This is a genomic window from Nonomuraea sp. NPDC049649, from assembly GCF_040675175.1.
Taxonomy (GTDB): Bacteria; Actinomycetota; Actinomycetes; order Streptosporangiales; family Streptosporangiaceae; genus Nonomuraea.
The window spans coordinates 632,835-652,933 of record NZ_JBFAOH010000001.1 but is presented as its reverse complement, the minus strand read 5'-3'; the positions used below and the strand labels follow the sequence as shown (position 1 = coordinate 652,933).

Annotated in this window: 22 protein-coding genes; 8 read left to right on the top strand and 14 right to left on the bottom strand. The window is 68.3% G+C overall.

The window, feature by feature from the left end; all coding sequences use genetic code 11:
• The first annotated feature begins 47 nt into the window (after positions 1-47).
• Positions 48-434: a hypothetical protein gene (locus AB0J42_RS03090; protein ID WP_364288066.1), complete on the top strand. Its 387-nt coding sequence runs from the start codon at positions 48-50 to the stop codon at positions 432-434.
• Here AB0J42_RS03090 and AB0J42_RS03085 read toward each other — a convergent pair.
• The 3 genes from AB0J42_RS03085 to sodN form a co-directional block, all read right to left on the bottom strand.
• Positions 431-1,210: an RNA polymerase sigma factor SigF gene (locus tag AB0J42_RS03085; RefSeq protein ID WP_364288063.1), complete on the bottom strand. Its 780-nt coding sequence runs from the start codon at positions 1,208-1,210 to the stop codon at positions 431-433. The genes AB0J42_RS03090 and AB0J42_RS03085 overlap by 4 nt on opposite strands.
• Before the next feature lie 17 nt (positions 1,211-1,227).
• Complete coding sequence (locus AB0J42_RS03080) at positions 1,228-1,626, bottom strand: anti-sigma factor (RefSeq protein WP_364288207.1); 399 nt, start codon at positions 1,624-1,626, stop codon at positions 1,228-1,230.
• Between the two features lie 154 nt (positions 1,627-1,780).
• On the bottom strand, positions 1,781-2,182 hold the full coding sequence (gene sodN / locus AB0J42_RS03075; RefSeq protein ID WP_364288060.1) for a superoxide dismutase, Ni: 402 nt from the start codon (positions 2,180-2,182) through the stop codon (positions 1,781-1,783).
• Between sodN and AB0J42_RS03070 the strand changes: the two genes are divergently transcribed.
• The gene (locus AB0J42_RS03070; RefSeq protein WP_364288057.1) at positions 2,173-2,571 is read left to right on the top strand and encodes a S24 family peptidase; all 399 of its coding nucleotides are present in this window, start codon (positions 2,173-2,175) and stop codon (positions 2,569-2,571) included. The genes sodN and AB0J42_RS03070 overlap by 10 nt on opposite strands.
• On the opposite strand, the gene AB0J42_RS03065 is transcribed toward AB0J42_RS03070, so the two are convergent.
• Genes AB0J42_RS03065 through AB0J42_RS03050 form a run of 4 tightly spaced genes read right to left on the bottom strand, consistent with a single transcriptional unit; the run spans position 2,541 to position 5,448 of the window.
• Entirely contained in the window at positions 2,541-2,966 is a 426-nt protein-coding gene (locus AB0J42_RS03065; protein ID WP_364288054.1) for a CGNR zinc finger domain-containing protein, read from the bottom strand. The genes AB0J42_RS03070 and AB0J42_RS03065 overlap by 31 nt on opposite strands.
• A gap of 53 nt (positions 2,967-3,019) precedes the next feature.
• The gene (locus AB0J42_RS03060) at positions 3,020-3,763 is read right to left on the bottom strand and encodes an amino acid ABC transporter ATP-binding protein (RefSeq protein ID WP_364288051.1); all 744 of its coding nucleotides are present in this window, start codon (positions 3,761-3,763) and stop codon (positions 3,020-3,022) included.
• The gene (locus AB0J42_RS03055) at positions 3,760-4,587 is read right to left on the bottom strand and encodes an amino acid ABC transporter permease (RefSeq protein WP_364288048.1); all 828 of its coding nucleotides are present in this window, start codon (positions 4,585-4,587) and stop codon (positions 3,760-3,762) included. Before AB0J42_RS03055 ends, AB0J42_RS03060 begins: the two co-directional genes overlap by 4 nt.
• A gap of 3 nt (positions 4,588-4,590) precedes the next feature.
• Positions 4,591-5,448, bottom strand: a complete 858-nt coding sequence (locus AB0J42_RS03050) for a transporter substrate-binding domain-containing protein (protein ID WP_364288045.1) — start codon at positions 5,446-5,448, stop codon at positions 4,591-4,593.
• 239 nt (positions 5,449-5,687) lie between these two features.
• Between AB0J42_RS03050 and AB0J42_RS03045 the strand changes: the two genes are divergently transcribed.
• On the top strand, positions 5,688-6,896 hold the full coding sequence (locus tag AB0J42_RS03045; RefSeq protein ID WP_364288042.1) for an NADP-dependent malic enzyme: 1,209 nt from the start codon (positions 5,688-5,690) through the stop codon (positions 6,894-6,896).
• A 134-nt stretch (positions 6,897-7,030) separates the two neighbouring features.
• On the top strand, positions 7,031-8,392 hold the full coding sequence (locus AB0J42_RS03040; protein ID WP_364288039.1) for a hypothetical protein: 1,362 nt from the start codon (positions 7,031-7,033) through the stop codon (positions 8,390-8,392).
• A 50-nt stretch (positions 8,393-8,442) separates the two neighbouring features.
• Here AB0J42_RS03040 and AB0J42_RS03035 read toward each other — a convergent pair whose 3' ends face one another.
• The 4 genes from AB0J42_RS03035 to AB0J42_RS03020 form a co-directional block, all read right to left on the bottom strand.
• Entirely contained in the window at positions 8,443-9,927 is a 1,485-nt protein-coding gene (locus AB0J42_RS03035) for a hypothetical protein (RefSeq protein ID WP_364288036.1), read from the bottom strand.
• A 197-nt stretch (positions 9,928-10,124) separates the two neighbouring features.
• On the bottom strand, positions 10,125-11,642 hold the full coding sequence (locus tag AB0J42_RS03030; RefSeq protein ID WP_364288033.1) for a hypothetical protein: 1,518 nt from the start codon (positions 11,640-11,642) through the stop codon (positions 10,125-10,127).
• Between the two features lie 442 nt (positions 11,643-12,084).
• A complete protein-coding gene (locus tag AB0J42_RS03025) occupies positions 12,085-13,587 on the bottom strand; it encodes a hypothetical protein (RefSeq protein WP_364288030.1) in 1,503 nt (500 codons plus the stop codon).
• Between the two features lie 442 nt (positions 13,588-14,029).
• Complete coding sequence (locus tag AB0J42_RS03020; RefSeq protein ID WP_364288027.1) at positions 14,030-15,109, bottom strand: trypsin-like serine protease; 1,080 nt, start codon at positions 15,107-15,109, stop codon at positions 14,030-14,032.
• A 405-nt stretch (positions 15,110-15,514) separates the two neighbouring features.
• Here AB0J42_RS03020 and AB0J42_RS03015 point away from each other — a divergent pair, with 405 nt between their 5' ends.
• The 4 genes from AB0J42_RS03015 to AB0J42_RS03000 are packed head-to-tail and all read left to right on the top strand — an operon-like array spanning position 15,515 to position 18,087.
• On the top strand, positions 15,515-15,787 hold the full coding sequence (locus tag AB0J42_RS03015; protein ID WP_364288024.1) for a hypothetical protein: 273 nt from the start codon (positions 15,515-15,517) through the stop codon (positions 15,785-15,787).
• Positions 15,774-16,199 carry a type II toxin-antitoxin system VapC family toxin gene (locus AB0J42_RS03010; RefSeq protein ID WP_364288021.1) on the top strand — a complete coding sequence of 142 codons (426 nt, stop codon included), beginning with the start codon at positions 15,774-15,776 and terminating at the stop codon, positions 16,197-16,199. Before AB0J42_RS03015 ends, AB0J42_RS03010 begins: the two co-directional genes overlap by 14 nt.
• Positions 16,200-16,233: 34 nt before the next feature.
• Complete coding sequence (locus AB0J42_RS03005; protein WP_364288018.1) at positions 16,234-17,121, top strand: hypothetical protein; 888 nt, start codon at positions 16,234-16,236, stop codon at positions 17,119-17,121.
• A gap of 9 nt (positions 17,122-17,130) precedes the next feature.
• A complete protein-coding gene (locus AB0J42_RS03000) occupies positions 17,131-18,087 on the top strand; it encodes a zinc-binding dehydrogenase (protein WP_364288015.1) in 957 nt (318 codons plus the stop codon).
• A gap of 84 nt (positions 18,088-18,171) precedes the next feature.
• Here AB0J42_RS03000 and AB0J42_RS02995 read toward each other — a convergent pair whose 3' ends face one another.
• From AB0J42_RS02995 to AB0J42_RS02985, 3 genes are all read right to left on the bottom strand, one after another.
• Positions 18,172-18,912 carry a PadR family transcriptional regulator gene (locus tag AB0J42_RS02995; RefSeq protein WP_364288012.1) on the bottom strand — a complete coding sequence of 247 codons (741 nt, stop codon included), beginning with the start codon at positions 18,910-18,912 and terminating at the stop codon, positions 18,172-18,174.
• Positions 18,909-19,712 carry a DUF4097 family beta strand repeat-containing protein gene (locus AB0J42_RS02990; RefSeq protein WP_364288009.1) on the bottom strand — a complete coding sequence of 268 codons (804 nt, stop codon included), beginning with the start codon at positions 19,710-19,712 and terminating at the stop codon, positions 18,909-18,911. Before AB0J42_RS02990 ends, AB0J42_RS02995 begins: the two co-directional genes overlap by 4 nt.
• Before the next feature lie 98 nt (positions 19,713-19,810).
• Entirely contained in the window at positions 19,811-19,990 is a 180-nt protein-coding gene (locus tag AB0J42_RS02985) for a DUF6104 family protein (RefSeq protein ID WP_364288006.1), read from the bottom strand.
• Positions 19,991-20,099: the final 109 nt, after the last annotated feature.

Sequence of the window (20,099 nt, the reverse complement as noted above, 5' to 3'; positions counted from 1 at the left end):
TATTTAGGGCGGACCGTCGGGGCAGGCGGGCCGGATAAGGTTCGGGTGTGGGGAAGCGTCCGTGGAGTCTGATGATGGCCGCAGTGATCGTCGCCCTGGAGGGGCTGATCGCGCTGGGGCTGGGGATCTTCGTCGCCGTGGAGGCGGTGCTCGGCGAGGCGGACGACCTGACCGCCGCGGTGGCCGAGGCCGCGTTCGGTGTGCTGGTCGGCGCCGGGCTGCTCTGGGTGGCGTGGGGCGGGCTGCTGGCCGGCGAACGCTGGGCGAGGGCGCCCGGCGTGGTGACCCAGATCTTCCTGCTCCCGGTCGCGGTCACGCTCATCCAGTCGGACCAGCCCGCGCTCGGGATCCCGCTGATCGTGATCGCCCTCGCCGGGCTGGGCGCGCTGCTGGCGCCGCCCACCACCCACGCGCTCTACGGCGACGACGCCTAGTCGTCGGCCGTCAGGCCCTCGCGCAGCTGCGCGAGGGTACGGGCGAGCAGCCGCGACACGTGCATCTGCGAGATGCCGAGCTCGGTGGCGATCTGCGACTGCGTCATGTTGCCGAAGAACCGCAGCAGCAGGATCCGCTTCTCGCGCGGCGGCAGCCGTTCGAGCAGCGGCTTGAGCGACTCGCGGTACTCGACGCCTTCGAGCGACTCGTCCACGATGCCGAGCGAGTCGGACACCGCCGGGGCGTCGTCGTCGCCCGAGTCGGGCGCGTCGAGGGAGACCGTCGAGTAGGCGTTGGCCGACTCGAGGCCCTCCAGCACCTCCTCCTCGGTCATCTTCAGGTAGGAGGCCAGCTCCGCCACCGTGGGGGCACGCCCCTCACGCTGGGACAGCTCGCTGATGGCCTTGGTGAGCGAGAGCTTCAGCTCCTGCAGCCGGCGCGGCACCCGGACCGCCCAGCCCTTGTCGCGGAAGTGACGCTTGATCTCGCCGACGATGGTCGGCGTCGCGTACGTGGAGAACTCGACGCCCCGGTTGAGGTCGAAGCGGTCGATGGACTTGATCAGCCCGATGGTCGCGACCTGGGTGAGGTCGTCGAGCCACTCCCCGCGGTTACGGAAACGGCGGGCCAGGTATTCGACCAGGGGAAGGTGAAGCTCGACCAGCTCGTCCCTGATGCGTTGCCGGCGCGGCTCGTCGGGGCCCAGCTCGGACAGCTCGGCGAACAGCATGCGAGCACGGACCCGGTCGGGCACGGCGTGGTCGCTGGCGGCCATGGCTCCAGTCCTTTCCGTCACGCCGGCCTCGCCGCGCCTCGGCGCTTGCGCAGGATGATCGCCATACGGTCCGCCACGTCGGTCACCGCGTCGACGTCGTCGGCGAGGGCCGTCAGCACCATCCAGGCGAAGTCGTCGCGCTTCGGCGCGGAACTCCCGACCGTCGCCACCTGGACGCGGACCTGCATCTCCTGCCCGGTCAGCTCGAACTCGGCGGTCAGGTCGGTGCCCGGCACCGCCTCGCCCAGCAGCATGGCGCACGCCTCGTCGACCGCGATCCGCAGATCCTCGATCTCGTCGAGCGTGAAATCCAGCCGGGCGGCCAGCCCGGCCGTGGCCGTACGCAGCACGGACAGGTAGGCGCTGTCCGCGGGGAGTCTTATGCTCACCACGTCACGAATGCCCGCCTCGCCCATCGCGCACGTCTCGGTGTCCTCGGTCACGATCCTCCTCGCGTATACGACGCTGACTGCAACTTACCGCCAGAAGGACGTGCTTGGCGGATTCAGACTCGCCATCAACGGAAAAGGCTCTGTGCGGCAGGTCGCCGCACAGAGCCTTTAGGCCGGTTTAGGCGGCCTTGGTCTCCCAGAAGATCTTGGAGATCTCGTCGATCTTGCCGAGCAGCTCCTCGCCCTTGGCGACGTCCACGGTGCCCTTGGCGCCGGCCGCGCCCGCGAGCTTCGTGGCGTCCCAGAAGAGCTGGTGCAGCTGAGGGTACTGCTCCAGGTGAGGCGGCTTGAAGTAGTCGGTCCAGAGCACCCAGAGGTGGTGCTTGACCAGTTCCGCGCGCTCCTCCTTGATCTTGATGGCGCGGGCGCGGAAGACCGGGTCCTCGTTCGCCGCGTACTTTTCCATGATCGCCTTGACCGACTCAGCCTCGACGCGAGCCTGGGCGGGGTCGTAGACACCGCAGGGCAGGTCGCAGTGGGCGGAAGCGACATGCTTGGGTCGTAGCAGTCGTGCGAGCATCGGAAAGTCCCTTCCTTGATGCCGAATCAGCTTGGTCCTCGTACCGACCTTACTCGTCTCCGAACTGCTGTGGAGAAAGGGGTGGCGAGCCCGTGAGAGTGCGTGTCGAAGGCGACTCGATGCGCCCCGCTCTGCTGCCGGGCGACTGGCTGCTGGTGTGCCGCCGCGCCCGGGTGAGACCGGGCGACATCGTGGTCGCCCGGCTGCCCGGCGACCGCGAGCGGCTGATCGTCAAGCGCGCCGCCTGGCACGGCGAGGACGGCTGGTGGCTGGAGAGCGACAACCAGCGCGCGAGCGGCCGGCGCGACAGCTGGGACTTCGGCCCGGTCCCCGAGCTCGTGGGCCGCGTCGTCCTGCGTTACTGGCCGCCGCGGCGGCGGGCGCGGTAGGCCGCGACGTTGGCCCTGCTGGCGCAGCGGGCCGAGCAGTAGCGGCGGGAACGGTTGGAGGAGGTGTCGAGGAAGGCGCGGGCGCAGCGCGGGTCCCGGCACCGGCCGAACCGGTCGGCGCCCAGCTCGGCCACCACCGAGGCGAGCCCCATCACGGCCGCGGGGCCGCTGTGGCCGGCCAGGTGCAGGTGCCAGCCCCGGCCGTCGTGGTCGGTGAGCTGAGGTCGTACGGGATAGCGCGCGAGGAGTTCGTTGAGCAGGGCCACCAGCCGCTCTTCGCTGGACGCGGCGTCGAAGACGGCGGCCAGCTCGGCGCGGAGCTGCCGCAGCTCCGGCGGGGGGTCGGGGTCGTTGACGAGGCGGACCGCCCACTCGGCGTAAGAGGTCAAGTCCATGCGGGAGTATTACACGAAAATCACCGGGCGCCCGCCGTGCGGGCGCCCGGCCGTCACTCCTCGGGATGCAGGACGCGCTCCAGGAAGGTCCGGGTCCGCTCCTGCCGCGGGTCGCCGATCACCTGGGAGGGCGGGCCGTCCTCGACGATGACGCCGCCGTCCATGAACACCACCCGGTCGGCCACCTGGCGGGCGAAGCCCATCTCGTGGGTGACCACCAGCATGGTCATGCCCTCCTCGGCCAGCTTGCGCATGACCGCGAGCACGTCGCCCACCAGCTCCGGGTCGAGCGCGGAGGTGGGCTCGTCGAACAGCATGAGGCCGGGGTCCATGGCCAGCGCCCTGGCGATGGCCACCCGCTGCTGCTGCCCGCCGGAGAGCTGGGTGGGGAAGGAGTCGCACTTCTCGCCGACGCCGACCTTCTCCAGGTTCTCCCTGGCGATCTTCTCGGCCTCCCGCTTGCCGCGCTTGAGCACCCGCTGCTGGGCGATCATGACGTTCTGCAGCGCCGTCATGTGCGGGAAGAGGTTGAACTGCTGGAAGACCATGCCGATGCGGCGCCGTACCGCGTCGATGTCGACGTCCGGGTCGGTCACCTCGACGCCGTCGACGTAGACCTTGCCCCGGGTGGGCTCCTCCAGCAGGTTGACGCAGCGCAGCAGCGTCGACTTGCCGGAGCCCGAGGGCCCGATCACGCAGACGACCTGGCCGGTGTCGACGGTCATGTCGATGCCGCGCAGGACCTTGTTCTGGCCGAAGTGCTTGTGCAGGCCCTTGATCTCGATCGCGTGCGTCATCGGCCCGCCCCCTTGCGCTTCTCCAGCCGTCCCGCCAGGTAGCCCAGCGGCACCGTGACGATCAGGTAGGTCAGGCCGGCCACCAGGATGGGAGTGGCGTTGGCGTGCGTGGACGCCATGTCGTTGCCGAACTTGGTCAGGTCCACGTACTGGCCCGACACACCCAGGAAGAGCACCAGCGAGGAGTCCTTGAGCAGGGCCACGAACTGGTTGGTGGTCGGCGGGATGACGATCCGGATCGCCTGCGGGACCACCACGGTGAACTGGGCCCGGCTCGCCGACATGCCCAGCGACCGGGCGGCCTCGGTCTGGCCGCGAGGCACCGCCTGCAACCCCGCCCGGAAGATCTCGGCCTGGTAGGCGGTGCCGACCAGGCCGAGGCCGAGGATGGCCTGGCCGTAGGTGCCGAACGGCACCACGAAGCCGGGCAGCGCCAGCGGCAGGAAGACGATCATCAGGAAGACCAGCAGGGCGGGTACGCCCCGGAAGATCTCGATGTAGAGCGTCGCCAGCCACCGGTAGGGGCCCACGGTGGACAGCCGCATCAGCGCCACGATCAGGCCGAACACGAAGGAGAACGCGAACCCGCCGACCGCGTAGATGATCGTGTTCAGCAGCGCGACCGTGAACAGCTCGGGCAGCATCTGCTCCGCGATGTCCAGCCGCGCGAAGTTGTCGGCCAGGCTGGGCCAGTCGGCGTACAGGGCCAGGGCGATCGCCGCGGCGACCAGGATGACGTACTGGACGCCGCGGAAGACGCGCTGCCGTTTGCGGGGGCTGAGCCGGCGCGGGGCCGGCTCAGCCGTCCTCGGCTGATCCGCCATGGATCAGCCCAGCTCGCCGGGCTTCTTGCCGAACCACTTCATGAAGATCTCTTCGTACCGGCCGTCCTCCTTGGCCGCGGCCAGGACCTCGTTGACGGTCTTGACCAGCACCGGGTCGGCGTCCTTCTTCATGCCGAGCCCGTACTGCTCGCCGGTGTCGAGGCTGGCGATCATCTCGAACTTCTCCGCGATCTCCGGTTTCTTCAGCCAGGTGAGCACCACGGGCAGGTCCTGGACGATCACGTCGGCCTGGCCGGCCTGGAGAGCGAGCAGCTCCTTGGGCGAGTCGGCGTACTCGGTCGGGTCGAAGCCCTGCGACTTGACGTAGTCGAGGCCGGTGGTGCTGGCCTGGGCACCCAGCTTGAGGCCCATCGACTTGACGTCGTCCAGGGACTTGGCGCCGGTGCCCTTCTTGGCCAGCAGGGCCTGGGTGGCGTCGAAGTACGGGTCGGAGAAGGTGATGTTCTTCTGGCGCTCCTCCGTGATGGTCATGCCCGCGGCGGCCAGGTCGCACTTGTTGGTGGCCATGGCGGCGCCGCTCTTGATCACGGCGAAGTCGATGTCGACGATCTCCTGCTCGACACCCAGCTTCTCGGCGACGAGGTCGACGATGTCGACGTCGAAGCCCACGACCTTGCCGCTGTCGTCGTTGAACTGGAACGGCTCGTAGGGGACGTTGGTGCAGGTCGTCAGCTTGCCCGGCTTCACCAGCTTCGCGCCGCTGTCGTCAGCGGCCGAGGCGGTGGCGGAGGTCGTGCCGGAACCTCCCGAGTCGCTGCCGCACGCGGCCAGGGTCAGAGCGGCGGTCAACGCGAGCGCACTGGCGGCCACGCCGCGGCGCTTCAAGGGCCAGAGGGCCATGGGGAGGCCTCCTCGAAGAGGTATCCATCGAAAGGTTGGGTTTTGTGCAGTTTAGAGCGAATTTAGACGCAATCTGCCATCGGATGTTTAACGATGCGTCAACGTATCGGCGTCGGGGGTGATACCGGACCGCGTCTCAGCATGTGTCAGTATGGAGCGACGGGTGACCCCCGTAACCCCTCCAAGGCACCCACGAGGGGATCCTGGCGAAACCGGGCCGGATCCTCAACAGTCTGCCCATGGTCTTTTCCGTCTCAACCACTACTGGGGTCGCTGTGTCCTTCACATCCGCTCACGAGTCCGATCCGGCGTTCGCCCTCCACCGCGGAGGCAAGCTGGAAGTCCGCTCCACCGTTCCGGTCCGCGACGCCGACGACCTGGCGCTCGCCTACACGCCCGGCGTGGCCCGCGTCTGCACCGCCATCGCCGAGACGCCCGCGCTGGCCGACACCTACACCTGGGTGTCCAACGTCGTCGCCGTGGTCAGCGACGGCACCGCCGTGCTCGGCCTCGGCGACATCGGGCCGTCGGCCGCCATGCCCGTGATGGAGGGCAAGGCGCTGCTGTTCAAGGAGTTCGGCGGCGTCGACGCGGTGCCCATCTGCCTGGCCTGCACCGACGTCGACGAGCTGGTGGAGACCGTGGTGCGGCTCGCGCCCTCGTTCGGCGGCATCAACCTGGAGGACATCAGCGCCCCACGCTGCTTCGAGGTCGAGGAGCGGCTGCGCGAGAGGCTCGACATCCCCGTCTTCCACGACGACCAGCACGGCACCGCGATCGTGGTGACGGCCGCGCTGCGCAACGCCGCCCGCCTCACCGGCCGCTCGCTGGGCGACCTGAGGGCCGTGGTGGCCGGGGCCGGCGCGTCCGGCGTCGCGGTCAGCCGCATGCTGCTGGAGGCGGGCATCGGCGACCTCGCCGTCGCCGACTCCAAGGGCGTGATCTACGCCGGTCGCGAGGGGCTCAACCCGATCAAGGAGTCCCTGGCCGCCGACACCAACCGCGCCAAGCTGAGCGGATCCACCGAGGAGGCGCTGGCGGGCGCGGACGTCTTCGTCGGCCTGTCCGGATCGACCGTCAGCGAGGAGGCCATCGCCTCCATGGCCGACGACGCCATCGTGTTCGCGCTGTCCAACCCGACGCCCGAGGTCGCCCCCGAGGTCGCCGCCAGGCACGCCGCGGTCGTGGCCACCGGCCGGTCCGACTTCCCCAACCAGATCAACAACGTGCTGGCCTTCCCCGGCGTCTTCCGCGGCGCCCTGGACGTGCGGGCCACCGCGATCACCGAGAACATGAAGGTGGCCGCCGCCAACGCGCTCGCCGACGTGGTGGGCGACGACCTCCGGGCCGACTACGTGATCCCGAGCGCCTTCGACAAGCGGGTCGCCCCCGCCGTCATCGCGGCCGTCGCCGCGCAGGCCAAGGCCGACGGGGTCGCCCGCGTCTGACCGCCGTCTCTCCGGGCAGGAGCCATCCGGGCTCACGCCAGGGTGAAGGAATCGCCAAACTTCCTTTACTCAGCGTGCTATAACAAGAGCCCTCTGTAAGGATGCGGGCGCCGGCTCCTGCCTAGAGGAGAGCGATGGAACGCGAGCCCAACCGACTGCTGCGGCAGCTCATCATCGAGGCGGGCTTTTCCCATAAGGGTCTGGCCAGGCGCCTCAACGATCTGGGAGCCGCGCGTGGCACCCCCGGCCTCAAGTACGACCACAGCTCCGTCCTGCGATGGATCGGTGGCCAGCGGCCGCGGGACCCGGTGCCCGGGCTCTTGACCGAGATTTTCGCCATGCGGCTGGGCAGGCCCGTCACGACTGACGACCTGGGCATGCCCGCCGCCGTTACACCCCTTGATCTCGGGCAGGAGTTCACGCACACGTGGCAGGAGGGGGTCGCGACCGTGACGGCGCTGTGGCGGGCCGATGTGGAGAGACGAAGGTTTCTGATCGATTCGACGTTCGCGATCGGGGCGGGCTCCGTGGGTGCGGTGCGGTGGCTCACCGCCCCGGCCGAAGGGCGGGCGCCCAGTGCGGCGGGTGCCCGCCGGGTGGGCAAGGCGGACATCGCCGCGATCCATGAGGTCACCCGGTCTTTTGGGGAGCTCGACAACCGGTTCGGCAGCGGGCGCGTCCGCTCGTCTGTCGTGAAATATCTGGACACGGCGGTGACGCCGCTGCTCAAGAACGGCTCGTACGGTGACAAGACCGGCCGCCAGCTGGCCGCGGCCGCCGCCGAGCTCACCAGGCTGGCCGGCTGGATGGCCTACGACCTGGAGCAGCACGGCCTCGCCCAGCGCTACCTCATCCAGGCGCTCCGCCTGGCCAGGGGCGCCGGCGACCACGCCCTGGGCGGCGAGATCCTGGCCGGCATGGCACACCAGGCCGTCTACATGGGTCAGCACGCCCACGCGCTCGACCTGGCCAGGGCCGCGCAGCTCTCGGCCCGGCGCGCCGGGGTCGCCACCCTGCTGGCCTCCGCCCAGGTGCTGGAGGCCCACGCGCACGCCGGGCTGGGCGACTCCCGCTCCTGCGGCGGCGCGCTGCACGAGGCCGAGCGCGCCTTCGACGGCCGCAAGCCGGCCGCCGAACCGCGCTGGCTGGGCTACTTCGACGAGGCCTACCTGTCGGCCAAGTTCGCCCACTGCTTCCGTGACCTGGGAGAGGGCGAACGGACCGTGCGGCTGGCCAGAAGGTCGCTCGACATGGACGGCCGCTTCGTCCGCGGGCGCATGTTCAACCTGTCGCTGCTGGCCGCCGGGCTGCTGCAGAGCGGCGAGCTGGAGGAGGGCTGCTCGGTCGCGCTCGGGGCGATGACACTGGCGAGCGAGCTGCAGTCGGCCCGCTCCCGCAGCTACGTGGCCGACCTGAACAGGCGGCTCGAACCGTACAAGAACGAGGTCCCGGTGCGGGCGCTGAAGGAGCGCACGCGGGAGCTCGCGGCGGTCTGAGAACGGAAAAGAGCCCGCCGGGCGGACCGGCGGGCTCTTCTACCGTCTGGCTACTGCAGGAGTTCGCCGTTCGGGCCGACGATCGCCTTCGTCTGGGCGTAGTTCGCCTTGTTGTAGACGTCGGCGGTCTCGCCGTCGAAGTAGGCCGAGCTGACGTGGTCGACCCGGTCGTTGCCGTCGTTGTCGTAGAACACGCTGGTCACGCCGTTGACGTAGCCGGTGCGCTTGGCGTTGTTCCACTTGATGAGCCACGGGCCGCCGTCGGCGCCCGGGGTCATCGAGCACTTGAGGACCTGGTGGGTCTCCACCTTGAACATGTTCGCCTGGATGGTCTTGGTGCCCGTCTTGCCGGCGCAGTACTTGGGCGTCACGCCGGAGAACGGCTTGTCGCCGTCCGGGTGCGGGGCGGCCGGGTAGCCGAAGACCATCGTCTGCTGGTTCATCGGCTGGTTCCAGGCGAAGCCCTGGCCGCCGACGGCGTCACCGAGGCGGCCGGTGTCCTTGGCCACGCCGATGACGAACCGGCCCTCGAAGTACTTGCGGGCGTCGCCGGGCTTGACCCACTTCTGCACGTAGTAGCGGGTGATGGTGAGGTTGCCGGCCTTGTCCTTGGCCTTGGTGCCCGGGCCCTTGTAGGCGTTGTACTCCTTGGCGGTGACGGACTCGGTCACCGGCTCGCCGTACTTGTGGCCCTGCCCGCGGCCGGTCCTGGCCTTCTTGTACGCGTCGGGGCTGACCTCGTCCTTCTCCAGGACGGCGTCAGGGTGGTCCGGGCCGACCAGCTGGGACTTGGTGTCCTTGCCCTCCGACCAGCAGTGGCCGAGGTTGAGCTGGCACTTGCGGAACTCCTCGCGCGTGAGCTCGCGCGGCTTGATCCACTTGTCACCCGCCCAGGCGTTGTACTCCTTCTGGGTGACCTCCTTCTCACCGGCCAGCTTGAAGCCGTTGTGGACGGCCACGAAGGCGTAGTCGCCGTCGAAGTCGTCGTAGGTGTCGAGGTCGTAGTGGGTGAAGGCGTAGGCGCCGACGTAGATGCCGTAGGGTGCCTTGCCCTGGTAGTAGCCGGGGACGAAGACCCACTTGGCGAAGACGTCGTCGCCCTGCTCGTAGACGCAGTGGCCGGCGGTGACGACGAGGTTGCGGTGACGCGACTGGATCGAGGTTCCGGAGCACCACTTGTGGTTGCCGGCCTTGTCGATGAAGAAGACCTTGCCGATGGTCCGCGGCAGGTTCACGTTCTTGGTCTTGCCGCCGGAGCCGGTCTTCGTCGGTGCGGTGGCGCCCGGCTTGCCGTCGTCGGGCTTGCTGCCGCCCTTACGGACGATCTTGTCGACCTTCTTGGCGTCCCAGTGGTAGTGGCTGGCCTTCTTGAGCGCGGCGCCGTTGGCGTCGAGCCAGAAGGCGGCGGCGCCGTAGGCGTCCTTCGCCTGGGGAGTCAGCGGGTCTTTGACCCAGTGGGGGGCTGCTTGGGCCGGAAAAGCCAGTGCGGTGGCGCTCAGGCATGCAGCCGCGAGGGGGATGAGGAGGCGCTTCACGGGATTGCTCCACACGTGTAACTACAGGGGTGTTAGGACCCTATCGACACTTCTGTCCCTCCAGTTACCTCTTTGAAGAGAACTTGTCAGAAATGTCATAGAAATGGCCGAAGGGCCTGGCAGCGAGTGCCAGGCCCTTCGGGTCAAGCAGGAGGAACCGGGGTTTGGACCCCCGATCCCGAGGGGATCAACCCGACTTACTTGGGCATCGGGGTGATCTGGCCCGACCAGACGTTCTTCGCGGCGTTGTAGACCTGAGCGGTCTCACCGTCGAAGTACGGGCTGGAGATGTGGTCCCAGCGGTCGTTGCCGTCGGTGTCGTGCAGCAGGCTGGTCACACCGTTGACGTAGCCGAGACGCTTGGCGTTGCTGTACTTGAAGAGCCACGGGCCACCGTTGTAGCCGCCGGTGACGGCGCACTTCAGCGACGTGTGCTCCTCGACCTTGTACTTCGCGGCCTTGGTCTTGGCGGGGCCGGTCTTGCCGTAGCACCACTTCGGCGTCTTGCCCGTGTAGGGCTTGCTGCCGTCGGGGTGCTTGGCGAAGGGGTAGCCGAAGGTACGGACGTACTTGCCGGTCGGCTGGTTCCACGCGAAGCCCTGGCCACCGACGACGTCGCCGAGGCGACCGACGTCCTTGACCTCGTGGACGACCTTGTAGAAGTCAGCCCGCAGGTACTTGCCGGCGGTGCCGGGCTTGAACCACTCCTGCACGTAGTAGCGCGTGATGGTCCAGTTGCCGCGACGGTCCTTCGCCACCTCGCCCGGGCCACGGTAACGCTTGGCCTCGCGCTCGGTGACGTGGGAAACCTCAGGCTCGCCATACTTCTTGCCGGCGCCCCGGCCCTCGCCCGCCCGGTAGTACTCCTTCTTGGAGACTTCCTTCTTGCCGACCTCGGCGCCCGGGTAGTCAGGACCAACCTTCTGGTCCCTCGTGCCACGGTCGACGTAGTAGCGGTCGGCGTTCTTCGGGTCGAGACGGCCCTTGGTGTACTCGTCCTTCGAGACCTCGACGGGCTTGATGAACTTCTCGCCCTCGTAGGCCTTGTACTCGGCCCAGCTGTTCAGCGCGACGGGCTTGTTCGCGGTGCCGCCGATGCCGTTGTAAACGGTAACGAAGGCGTAGTCGCGGTCGAAGTCCTCGTAGACGTCGAAGTCGTAGTGCGTGAAGGCCTGCTTGCCGACGTAGATGCCGTACGGCGCCTTGCCCTCGTAGTAGCCCGGGACGAAGACCCACTTGTCCATGACGTCGCCGTTGCCGGCAACGTCGTAGACGCAGTGACCAGCGGTGGCGACCAGGTTCTTGTAGTTAGCCTGGATGGAGGTGCCGGAGCACCAGGCCAGCTCGCCCTTCTTGGTCACGAAGAAAACCTTGCCGATGGTCTTCGGCAGGTTGACGTTGTGAGTCTTGGACTCGGTCTTCTTCTCCTCGCCGATCGGCAGGACGGAGCCCGGCTTGCCGTCAGGCGCATAACCGCCCTTCGACACCACCTTCGAGACGCTCTTGCTGTCCCAGTGGTGGGCCACGGCCTGCTTCAGAGCGGCGTTGTTGGACTTGGTCCAGAAGTCGATGACTTCCGACGCCTTCGCCTGGCTGGCGGCCAGGGCGTCGTCGGCGACCTTCTTGTTGGTGGCCTGAGCAGTACCGGCCAGGCCGGCCGCCAGGAGACCAGTGGCCAGAATGGCGCCACCGGCCGGAAGGAGGATGCGCTTCAAGGTAACTCCTTGCGCTGTCGTGGAACGCCTCTTGCGTCCCATGCGTCAGTAAAGGGATAGCCAGGAACATACAGTGTCGATCTTGGTAAGCGGAAGCCGCTTTGGAAGGAAAACGCCCGACAAGTCGGGCGTGATCGATCTGTGATGTTTAGAAGGCTTCAGCGCAGGAGTGCCCGGAGGGCTGCCGGCGGGGAGTTCTTGCAGATCAGCATAAGGATGTTGTTAGTGTGACTTGCGAGGTAAGTGGGCTGTGGCTCGGAAGCCCCTCTCGCAGGTGTGACACACATCACACAGGGTTCGTGGCACCGTCCGCGACTCCCATGCGTCCAAGCGGTTTCACTTTCCGGTCCAGGAACGCCGAAGGGCCCGGCATGGCGTGCCGGGCCCCCTCGGGTCCTACTGTCGACGATCTCTCAACGAGCGACCGTCAGGGCGTCCCAACTCAGATGATCTTGCCGGACCACACGTTGGCGGCGGCCTTGTACACCGTGTTGGTCTCGCCGTCGAAGTACGGCGAGGAGATGTAGTCGACCCGCTTGTTGCCGTCCTGGTCGTTGAAGGTGCTGGTGACACCGTTCACGTAGCCGAGACGCTTGCTGTTCTTGTAGTTGAACAGCCACGGGCCACCGTCGGCGCCCTCGGTCATGGCGCACTTGAGTGCGACGTGCTCCTCGATCTTCTTGGCCTTGTCACCGACCAGCTTCTTCGTGGTCTTGCCGTAGCACCACTTCGGCGTGATGCCGGTGTAGTTCTTGTGGCCGTCGGGGTGAGGAGCGGCCGGGTAGCCGAACACCCGCACGTACTTGCCGGTCGGCTGGTTCCACGCGAAGCCCTGGCCGCCGACGTTGTCACCGAGCCGGCCCGCGTCCTTGGCGGCACCCTCGATGATCGTGAAGACGGTCTTGTAGAACTTCGTGTCGGAGCCGGGCTTGACCCACTTCTGCACGTAGTAGCGGGTGATGAGGTAGTTGCCGCGGCGGTCCTGCCACTTCTTGCCGGGGCCGCGGTAGCGGTCGTACTCCCGCTTGGTCACGATGTCGGTGACGGGCTCACCGAACTTCGCGCCGTTCCGCTTGCCGGTGCGAGCGCGCTTGTACTGCTGCTCGCTGACCTCTTCCTTCTCCACGACCGCACCGGGGTAGTCCGGGCCCACCTTCTGGGAGCGGGAGCCGGGCTTCACCCAGCAGGCCTCGGTCGAGGTCGGGTCGAGACGGCAGGCGCGGAACTCCTCGCGGCTGATCTCGACGTCCTTGGCCTCCTTGAGGCCCTGGTACTTCTCGAACTCGGCCTTGGAGACCTTCTTGGCGGTGCCCCCACCGAGCTTGACGCCGTTGTAGACGGTGACGAACGCGTAGTCGCGGTCGAAGTCCTCGTAGACGTCGAAGTCGTAGTGGGTGAAGGCCTGCTTGCCGACGTAGATGCCGTAGGGAGCCTTGCCCTGGTAGTAGCCCGGGACGAAGACCCACTTGTCCATCACGTCGGCGTTGGCCTTGACGTCGTAGACGCAGTGGCCGGCGGTGGCGACGAGGTTACGGTACTTCGACTGGATCGAAGTAGCCGAGCACCACTTCTTCTCGCCCTTCTTGTTGACGAAGAACACCTTGCCGATGGTCTTCGGCATGTTGACGTTCTGCGACTTGGCCGCGGCCTTCTTCTCCTGGCCGATCGGGGCGGTCGAGCCCGGCTTGGTGTCCGCGCTGTAGCCGCCCTTGCTCTGGAGCTTGGTGACGTCCGTCTTGTCCCAGACGTTCGACTCCTTGGCAGCCTTCAGAGCAGCGCCGTTGTTCTCGGCCCAGAACTCGGCGATGGCCTTCGCCGCAGCGGCGTTCTTCGCCATGTGCTCGCTGGAGGTGACCTTGTTGGCCTGGGCCGTACCGGCCAGGCCGGCGGCCAGCATGCCGGTGGCCAGAACGGCACCACCAGCGGGGATGAGGATGCGCTTCAAGGGAACTGCTCCTTGGTCTGTCGTGGGCCGCAACTTGCGTCCCATGCGTCAGTAAAGGGATAGCAAGGAACATAGCGCGGTGATCTCCGCAGGTGGAAGCCGATTCGAGGGGTCCGTTATGGCCCCCTTTGGTCGTTACCATTTTGTGACCTGTCAGGGAAAGTGACCGGTAGTGATCAAAGCGGCACATCTTCCCAGGGCATGAAGGGGTTGTGATCAATGGGGCGAAAGTGCTGTCGTGAGCACATCACGCTAGGTAGTCAGGTAAATGTGACTCAGATCACAGGAACCAAATGGAACCGATCTCCCGTCTAAGTTGCCACCCCTTGCCAGGGAATGTTCAGATTCGTCACGGAAGCGGCTGGATCTGTGACGGTACGAGGTCGCAGGCGGGCACGAATCAGGGCCCGTTCGGCCCCGGAAGGCGGCGGACGGACCTTGATCAGATGACGTTCGCGGGAGTCTTCTGCGCGGCGGCGTGACGGTAGACGTCGCCGGCGACCGCTCCGAAGTACGGCGAGGACACCGCGTCGAACTCGCCCTTGGCGTCCCTGTTCCAGGTCAGGCTGTTGACGCCGATGAGGTTGCCCAGGTTGTTGCGCAGCCCGACGATCCACGGCCCGCCGCTGGCGCCCTTGGTGAAGTTGCACGGGCTCAGCTGCACGCCGTTGTCGAGGTCGAGGCTGGGGGCGACAGCCTTGCGGGTGGCGCCCACACAGCTCCGCATCGTCTGGCCGTTGAACGGCTGGGTGCCGTTGGGCTGCGGGCCCGCGGGGTAGCCGAACGCGTGGACCGGCGTGACCGGCGGCTTCTTGCCCAGCTCCAGGCCGAGCCCGCCGACGTTGTCCTGCAGCCGGCCGACGTCCTTGGCGACGTAGGAGTTGCCCTGCTTGACCCAGGTGAAGCCGCGGTGGACGGTGACGAACGCGTAGTCGTAGTCGTAGTCGTTCTTGCCGGCCCAGTCCTGGTGCATGCTGATCGAGGAGCCCACGTAGATGCCGTGCGGCGTGGCCCCGTCGGCGCCCGGGTCGGGCACGAAGATCCAGGAGTCGGCTTCCTTGGCCTGGCGCGCGTCGTACGCGCAGTGCGCGGCGGTGGCGACCACGCTCCGGTTCGCGGCGGCGACCGAGGCGGCCGAGCACCAGTACTCCTTGCCCCCGAGCCGGAAGAAGACCTTGCCGACCGTGCTGGCCTGGCCCTTCTTCGGCGTGACGGCGCGGACCGGGCCGGCCTTCTTGCGCAGGGCGGTGATCCGCTGGGCGGAGACGTTCACCGAGCCGCTGCCCCCGGACTTCGGCGCCCCGGTCGAGGTGGGGGCGGCGGGGGTGTAGCTGTCGGCCTTCCTGAGCCTCTCGGGCTTCCAGTAGTCGGCCACCCGCTGCACGTCGGCCTTGGTCCTGGCGAGCGGGACGAGGTAGACCTGGCTCGCCGTGCTGGCACTCGCGCTCCCCGAGAACGCGGGCAGCATCAGCAGCGCGCCGCTGACTGCGGCGGCTAGCAGGTGCCTGGCCCGGGGGATCATGAAAGTGCCTTTCTGGTTGTAACGGGCGATTTTTCCAGATCAACTGGGGCTATTGCAGCTCGGATGGAGATTCGTTATCTGAGCAAGAGTGACTTGCGTCGCATAAGAACCATGTCAAGTGAGCCGCAAACGATCTTCATTGTACGGCGTCGTCCCAGCTAGAGCCCGGATTCGCGACACGAATACGAGGAAGTTGCCAGTCCGGGGGATGACTACTCCGTGCGCATGGAAGTAGTTCTTCTCTTGCGCGCGGACGCATGATCATTTCGCATGCCGAAAGTCGCCGTGTCGGGCGGAAAGGTCAATGTGGCGAGTTGGTGAGGTGGCAAAAGTGATGCAAAGATTGTGACGGCTCGACTACGCTTCGCTATTGACATTTAAATGTCACTGGCGGACGCTGGAGTCATGCGGAGGACCACGGTGCGCATCGACGAGACGCTCCTCAACGAGGCGAAGGCGTACGCGGCCAGACACGGACGCAGTCTCAACTCAGTGATGGAGGACGCCTTGCGCCAACTACTCAACCGCTCCGCCGAAGCCGCGGAGCGCCCCCCGATCCACCTGCCGGTCTCCGGCGCCGAAGCCGGCCCGAAGCTGACCTGGCACCAGATCCAGGAGATCCTGGAGCTGGAGGACATCGAGCGTGCGCTGGGGGTGCGGCAGCATGAGGATGCTTGATGTCAACATCCTGGTCAACGCCCAACGGCGCGACATGGAGCACCACGAGCAGTGCCTGACCGCCCTCAAGGAGCTCCTCTACGGCGAAGAGGCCTACGCGGTGAGCGACTTCGTCATCAACGGCTTCATCCGCATCGTCACCAACCCCCGCATCCCGGGCTCGACGCCCTTCGACACGGCCCGGCAGTTCGCCGAGAGCGTCCAGGGCCAGCCCCACGCGGTGACCGTCCACGCCGGGCCCCGTCACTGGGAGATCTTCACCCGGCTGTGCACCGCGACCGACGCCAAGGGAAAGCTCATCCCCGACGCGTATCTCGCGGCGCTCGCCATCGAGCACGGATGCGAATTCGTGACCTGCGACCGGGATTTCGCCAAGTTCGAGGGGTTGCGCTGGCGGTCGCCGCTCAACTGAACTGAAGGGCAAGTTCCGCGAAGCGAGGTCCGTCGTGGCCGACCGGTTCGATGTCGTCGAGGTGGGCGGGCAGGGCCGCCGCCCGATCGGGCTGCTTGTCGTGCTCGTGCTCCTGGGCGTGTCCGTCGCCGGCCTGATCGCCGGCCGGGAGCCCGAGCAGCCCGCGCCCCGGCAGGAGCCGGTCCGCGAGGCCGACGCCCCCACCCGGTCCCTCACCCGTACCGAAGGCCGCCCCCACGTGCTCCACCCGGAGACGGACGGCAAGGGCGAGGTTGCGCGGATGCGGGTGGTGTTCCCCGACGGTATGCGGGCCACCGTGCGCTACCCGGCCGACCTCCGTCTCGACCGGCTCGGCGTCCGGCCGTACCAGGGGCTCTGGGTGGACGGGCTGTTCCGTCATCTCACCGCGCCCAGCAGCGGCGAGATGGAGATCACCAAGGGCGGGGAGCCGATCAGGTCGTACGCCGCCAACGTGACGCTCTGGCCGCGCCAGGCGGGCGCCGGTCAGTACGGGCAGGTGCTGCTGTTCGCGTTCGGCCGCTGGCGGATGGCGATGTACGATCGCCCGCCCGGGCTGACGTTCGACCAGCGCGTGGCGGTCGCCGAGGGGTTACGCGGCCGGGTGACCGACGACGGCTTCCTGGTGCTGTCCGGCAGCGAGCGGGTGCACCTGGCCCGCCCCGGCGACTCGGAGCGGGGCGAGCCGGTGGGGCCGCAACTCTGGTTCGGCGCCGGCGCGCGCGAGACGGTGATGCTCATCCCCACTCCCGGCTGCGAGCAGGCTCGCGGGCTGCCCGGGAGCGTCCGGATGCGCGGGCGGCCGGTCGGGGAGAGGTGCCGCGACGGGGTGCGTGTCATCGCGGCGGGTGACCAGGAGTTCATCGGCAGGGCGCTCGACGGCATCCGCATCAGCGTCAAGTAAGGTGCGGCCATGTTCGCCGTTACCGCCACACAGACCGACCCCGACAATCCTCTCGCCGGGCTTACCCTGGGCGAGCGTCCGGAGCCGAAGGTGCCGGACGGCTGGACGACCGTCTCGGTGCGGGCCGCCGCGCTCAACCACCACGACCTGTGGACGCTCAAGGGCGTCGGCATCCGGCAGGACCGGCTGCCGATCGTGCTCGGCTGCGACGCGGCCGGCGTCGACGAGGACGGCAACGAGGTCATCGTGCACTCCGTGATCGGCGGCGGCGCCGACGAGACGCTCGACCCGAAGCGGTCGCTGCTCTCGGAGCAGTACGACGGCACGTTCGCCGAGCGGGTGGCCGTGCCGCGCCGCAACCTCGTGCCCAAGCCGGCCGCGCTCTCCTTCGAGGAGGCCGCCTGCCTGCCGACGGCGTGGCTGACCGCGTACCGGATGCTGTTCGACAAGGCCGGGCTGGAGCCGGGCTCGACCGTACTCGTGCAGGGGGCCGGCGGGGGCGTCGCCACGGCGCTCATCGCGCTCGGCAGGGCCGCCGGGTTCCGCGTCTGGGCGACCAGCCGCTCGGAGGCCAAGCGTGAGCGGGCCCGGGAGCTCGGCGCGGACCAGGTCTTCGAGCCGGGCGCGCGGCTGCCCGAGCGGGTGGACGCCGTCATGGAGACGGTCGGCCAGGCCACCTGGGACCACTCGCTCAAGTCGCTCAAGCCGGGCGGCCGGATCGTGGTCAGCGGCGCCACCAGCGGCGCCGTGCCGCCCGCCGACCTGAACCGGGTCTTCTTCCTGCAGCTGTCGGTGATCGGGTCCACGATGGGCACCCGCGACCAGCTTCAGCGGCTGGCCGTCTTCCTTGAGCAGACCGGGCTCCGGCCGGTCATCGACCGGACCATGCCGCTGGCCGAGGCCAGGGACGGGTTCGCGGCCATGCACGAGGGCGACCTCTTCGGGAAGATCGTCTTCACCGTCTGACGTCCCCGCGCCAGGGGAGGGGTGCTCACGCCCACCGTCTGACGGGTTCGGGCACCCCTCTCCGCGCCGGGGGAGGGGTGTTCCTTACGACCGGAGGGTCTCGCGGACCTGGGCGGCCGTCTCGTCGAGCGTGCGCCGCAGGTCGTCGAGCTTCTCGCGGGTGATGCGGGACTCCGACGCCTCCTCGCGCACCTGGGCCACGAAGTCGGCCAGCGCCTCGCCCAGCTCACTGTCGAGGGCGGCCCGGCTCTCCGGCGCGCCGCCGACCGTGCGCCACACCTCCGACCAGATGCGCCGCCACTCGCCGGCCAGCCGCTCGCCCTCGCCCTGCCAGCGCTGGGCGTGCTCGCTCCACTGGCGCTTCTGCTCCTCCGCGAGCCGGGTGAACTCGCGCTGCTGCCGCTCCTGCGTCCGGCGGGCGTCGTCGCGTACGCCGGAGCGCACGTCCTTGGCCATCCGCGCCAGCTCCTCGCGCAGTGACTTGACCGTGTCGCGGACGTCCTCCTTGACCTCGCGGGCGATGTCGCGCACCGAGGCCGAGATCTCCTGCTCCAGCTCCTCCAGCTCGTCGAGGCGGGCGTTCAGCTCGGCGCGGCCCTTGTCGGTGATGGAGAAGACCTTCTTGCCGCCGACCACCTCGTGGGTGACCAGCCCCTCGGTCTCCAGGCGGGCCAGCCGCGGGTAGATGGTGCCGGGGGAGGGCGAGTAGACGCCGAGGAAGCGGTCCTGCAGCAGCCGGATCACTTCGTACCCGTGCCGCGGGCTCTCCTCCAGCAGCTTGAGCAGATACAGCCGGAGCCGGCCGTGGCCGAAGACGGCGCTCATTCCTTCTCTCCCTTGAGCAGCGTGACGTCGCCGGAGACGGTCGTGGCCGACAGGGAGGCCATGCCGCCGCCGAGCCGGCCCGACATCGACCGGCCGCCCGGGTTGCTCGCGTCGGACACCTCGTCGAAGGCGCTGGCCAGCCGGCCGGACGCCGACCGGAGCGTGATGTCCGCCTCCGCGTTCTTGGGCAGCCGGATCATGATGGCGCCGGAGACCGTGTTGAGCGTGACGTAGGCGGTGGGCCGGAGCGTGAGGTCGGCGGTGACGCGGCCGGAGGCGGTGTTGGCGCGCAGCCTGCGCGGGGTGCCGCCGGCGACGGTGAGGTCGCCGGAGACGCTGTGGAACGACAGGTCGCCCGACATCCCCCGGCTCTCCACGTCGCCGGACGCGGTGGTGGCGCTGATCTCGCCGCTCACCCCGTCGAGCACGATCTCCCCGGACACGCTCTTGACCTGCGTCGCCCCTTCGAACCCGGCGACGAGGGCGGAGGCCGACACGACCCCGGCGTTGACCGCGCAGCGGCGCGGGACGGTGAGCGTCGCGACGGTCCTGCGGCGGTCGCGGCGCAGCCAGCCGGACAGGCCGTCCCAGGTCAGATCCTTGAACGTGACGCTCAGCCGGCGGGTGTCCTCGTCGTAGGCGACCAGCAGCGGTGAGGCGGAGTCGAACTCGGCCACGTCGAGCGCGGGCGGCCCGTCGCTCGCCAGCACGGCAAGCCGGCCCGCGACGACGCGCACGTCGAGGGCGTCAACCTGCCCGAACGTGAGCTGCTCCGGGCTCTCGATCGTCCACTGCCGCATAGTCCCGCCCTCTCTGGCGACGCGCACCTCTTATCCGGACACGATATGTCGCGTCCGGGCAAATCTCAAGATGTATCGCGTTTATGCGGAGAGCAGGATCAGTCGTCCTCGTCGTCGTCGAGCCTGGCCAGCCAGGTGGCCAGCCGGTCGACCGGAGTCTCGAACTCGGGGTTGAGGTCGACGAACTCGCGCAGCCGCTCGCCGAGCCAGAGCAGGGTGACCTCCTCCTCGCCCCGCCGGTCGACGAGTTCCTCGATCCCCCGATCCGTGAAGTACATCGCGCTCCGTCTCCTCGATCTCCCAGGCGGGACGCCCGGGCGCCCCGCGTCCCACAGGGCCGGCGGCCCCATCGCGGCGACAGTGTATTCCGCCCCGCGCGCCCTCCCG